The sequence below is a fragment of the Bacillus sp. AFS037270 genome (assembly GCF_002585305.1).
Genome location: NZ_NUNF01000012.1, coordinates 1 through 2,500, shown reverse-complemented (window position 1 = coordinate 2,500; position 2,500 = coordinate 1). Strand labels below are relative to the sequence as shown.

Here is a 2,500-nt window from a genome sequence, read left to right as displayed (position 1 = left end):
GATTGGAATTTCTCCGCTACCCACACCTCATCCCCGCACTTTTCAACGTGCGTGGGTTCGGGCCTCCATCCAGTGTTACCTGGACTTCACCCTGGACATGGGTAGATCACCTGGTTTCGGGTCTACGACCACATACTAATTCGCCCTATTCAGACTCGCTTTCGCTGCGGCTCCGTCTCTTCAACTTAACCTTGCATGTAATCGTAACTCGCCGGTTCATTCTACAAAAGGCACGCTATCACCCATTAACGGGCTCTAACTACTTGTAGGCACACGGTTTCAGGAACTATTTCACTCCCCTTCCGGGGTGCTTTTCACCTTTCCCTCACGGTACTGGTTCACTATCGGTCACTAGGGAGTATTTAGCCTTGGGAGATGGTCCTCCCTGCTTCCGACCGGATTTCACGTGTCCGGCCGTACTCAGGATCCACTCAGGAGGGAACGAAGTTTCGACTACAGGGCTTTTACCTTCTATGACGGACCTTTCCAGGTCGCTTCATCTACCCCGTTCCTTTGTAACTCCATGTTGAGTGTCCTACAACCCCAAGAGGCAAGCCTCTTGGTTTGGGCTAATCCCGTTTCGCTCGCCGCTACTTAGGGAATCGCGTTTGCTTTCTCTTCCTCCGGGTACTTAGATGTTTCAGTTCCCCGGGTCTGCCATCAATACCCTATGTATTCAGGTAAAGATACTGCTCCATTACGAGCAGTGGGTTTCCCCATTCGGAAATCTCCGGATCAAAGCTTACTTACAGCTCCCCGAAGCATATCGGTGTTAGTCCCGTCCTTCATCGGCTCCTAGTGCCAAGGCATTCACCGTGCGCCCTTTCTAACTTAACCTAAAAGGTTTTACTCTATATTAATAGAGAGAAAAAACTAAAATGGCGATTTAACTCGGTTTTTACTTGGTTTCTTCTATACGATTATCTAGTTTTCAAAGAACGANNTATCCTTAGAAAGGAGGTGATCCAGCCGCACCTTCCGATACGGCTACCTTGTTACGACTTCACCCCAATCATCTGTCCCACCTTAGGCGGCTGGCTCCTTACGGTTACCCCACCGACTTCGGGTGTTACAAACTCTCGTGGTGTGACGGGCGGTGTGTACAAGGCCCGGGAACGTATTCACCGCGGCATGCTGATCCGCGATTACTAGCGATTCCGGCTTCATGTAGGCGAGTTGCAGCCTACAATCCGAACTGAGAATGGTTTTATGGGATTGGCTAGGCCTCGCGGCTTTGCTGCCCTTTGTACCATCCATTGTAGCACGTGTGTAGCCCAGGTCATAAGGGGCATGATGATTTGACGTCATCCCCACCTTCCTCCGGTTTGTCACCGGCAGTCACCTTAGAGTGCCCAACTGAATGCTGGCAACTAAGATCAAGGGTTGCGCTCGTTGCGGGACTTAACCCAACATCTCACGACACGAGCTGACGACAACCATGCACCACCTGTCACTCTGTCCCCCGAAGGGGAAATTCCTATCTCTAGGAGTGTCAGAGGATGTCAAGACCTGGTAAGGTTCTTCGCGTTGCTTCGAATTAAACCACATGCTCCACCGCTTGTGCGGGCCCCCGTCAATTCCTTTGAGTTTCAGCCTTGCGGCCGTACTCCCCAGGCGGAGTGCTTAATGCGTTAGCTGCAGCACTAAAGGGCGGAAACCCTCTAACACTTAGCACTCATCGTTTACGGCGTGGACTACCAGGGTATCTAATCCTGTTTGCTCCCCACGCTTTCGCGCCTCAGCGTCAGTTACAGACCAGAAAGCCGCCTTCGCCACTGGTGTTCCTCCACATCTCTACGCATTTCACCGCTACACGTGGAATTCCGCTTTCCTCTTCTGCACTCAAGTCCCCCAGTTTCCAATGACCCTCCACGGTTGAGCCGTGGGCTTTCACATCAGACTTAAAGGACCGCCTGCGCGCGCTTTACGCCCAATAATTCCGGACAACGCTTGCCACCTACGTATTACCGCGGCTGCTGGCACGTAGTTAGCCGTGGCTTTCTGGTTAGGTACCGTCAAGGTACCGGCAGTTACTCCGGTACTTGTTCTTCCCTAACAACAGAGCTTTACGACCCGAAGGCCTTCATCGCTCACGCGGCGTTGCTCCATCAGACTTTCGTCCATTGTGGAAGATTCCCTACTGCTGCCTCCCGTAGGAGTCTGGGCCGTGTCTCAGTCCCAGTGTGGCCGATCACCCTCTCAGGTCGGCTACGCATCGTCGCCTTGGTGAGCCGTTACCTCACCAACTAGCTAATGCGCCGCGGGCCCATCTGTAAGTGTCAGCCGAAACCGACTTTCAGCTTTTCCTCATGAGAGGAAAAGGATTATCCGGTATTAGCACCGGTTTCCCGGTGTTATCCCAGTCTTACAGGCAGGTTGCCCACGTGTTACTCACCCGTCCGCCGCTAACCAACAGGAGCAAGCTCCTATTGATTCGCTCGACTTGCATGTATTAGGCACGCCGCCAGCGTTCGTCCTGAGCCAGGATCAAACTCTCCAT

At 52.8% G+C, this 2,500-nt stretch carries 2 rRNA genes (1 of these 2 cut by a window edge); both read right to left on the bottom strand.

What is annotated here, in order from left to right:
- Positions 1 to 837, bottom strand: a 23S ribosomal RNA gene (locus COD92_RS06080); its annotated part reaches 2,050 nt to the left of the window's first position; the annotation flags it as partial.
- 116 nt (positions 838 to 953) lie between these two features.
- Positions 954 to 2,500 (bottom strand): 16S ribosomal RNA (locus tag COD92_RS06075).